A 1,511-nucleotide genomic window follows, 5' to 3' on the forward strand; every position below is an offset into this window, starting at 1 on the left:
TGTCTGACGTCAGCACCAATGGGACAGTTTAAGTCGATTTGATAAGAGAGGGTTTCTGGCTCATCGTAACCGCCAAGGAGTGGAGATGAGAAAGAAACCCGGAAGCAAGCAGAGCCACGGTGAGAAGGTCGTAAAGGACATTCGCCGCGCGACGCGCAAGCAATATTCAGCAGAAGAGAAGATCAGGATCGTGCTGGACGGCCTGAAAGGCGAGGACAGCATTGCAGAGCTGTGCCGTCGTGAGGGCATCGCGCAGAGCCTGTATTACAGCTGGTCCAAGGAATTTCTGGAGGCCGGCAAGAAACGTCTGGCCGGCGACACGGCCCGCGCGGCAACTTCCACCGAAGTGAAGGATCTGAGACGGGAAGCCCGTGACCTGAAGGAGGTGGTTGCCGAACAGGCTCTTGAACTGCGGTTGCTCAAAAAAAGCATGATCGCGGATGGGGACGACGACGAATGAGATATCCCGCATCCGAAAAACTGGAAATCATCCGCTTGGTTGAGCAATCGCATCTGCCGACCAAGCGCACTTTGGAGAAGCTGGGCATTCCGAAGACCACCTTCTATCGCTGGTACGACCGATATCTCGTCGGCGGCCCCGAGGCGCTTGAAGATCGTAGACCCACGCCGTCACGGGTCTGGAACCGCATTCCCACGCCAGTGCGCGAGAAGATCAAGGATCTGGCTCTGAAGGAAAGTGAGCTTTCCCCGCGTGAATTGGCTGTTCGCTTCACTGACACAGAAAAGTACTTTGTGTCAGAGGCTTCGGTCTATCGCATCCTTAAATCCTACGACCTGATCACCAGCCCGGCCTATGTGGTTCTATCGGCGGCCGACGAGTTCCAGGACAAGACAACACGACCGAACCAACTCTGGCAGACCGATTTTACCTATCTCAAGGTGATCGGCTGGGGCTGGTTCTATCTCAGCACGATCCTGGACGATTACAGCCGCTACATCATCGCCTGGAAGCTTTGCACGACGATGAAGACCGAGGATGTGACCGACACACTGGAACTCGCCTTGCACGCCTCAGGCTGTGATCAGGCAACGGTGCTGCACAAGCCACGTCTGCTCAGCGACAACGGGTCCAGCTACATCTCTGGTGAGCTTGCCGAATGGCTGGAAGATCAGGAAATCGATCATGTTCGAGGGGCGCCATACCATCCGCAAACTCAGGGAAAGATCGAGCGCTGGCACCAGACTCTCAAGAACCGCATCTTGTTGGAAAACTACTTTCTGCCTGGCGACCTCAAGCAGCAGATCGACGCCTTCGTCGATCACTACAATCACCGGCGTTATCACGAGAGCCTGCAAAACCTCACGCCCGCCGATGTCTACTTCGGACGCGGGCAGACCATTCTAAAACAACGAGAAAGGATCAAACAAAAGACAATCGAAACCCGGCGCTTGCTTCACCGCAAAACCGCCGCATAATCAATCTAACCAGATGAGCCACACTCTCTCTTAGATCAGAGCGCCATCTGTCCCAAAATCTCTGACGACGGACA

1 protein-coding gene is annotated in these 1,511 nt (G+C 55.0%); it reads left to right on the forward strand.

All coding sequences use genetic code 11. The features are described from left to right. Positions 1 to 85: 85 nt before the first annotated feature. Positions 86 to 1,437 (forward strand): IS3 family transposase gene (locus ACR0KM_RS20960; RefSeq protein WP_480861795.1). Its coding sequence is split into 2 segments (ribosomal slippage): positions 86 to 422 and positions 422 to 1,437, totalling 1,353 coding nucleotides; the frame shifts between segments, so codons are not numbered across the junction. The last annotated feature ends 74 nt before the right edge of the window (positions 1,438 to 1,511 follow it).

This window comes from Ruegeria sp. G10 (assembly GCF_056533645.1).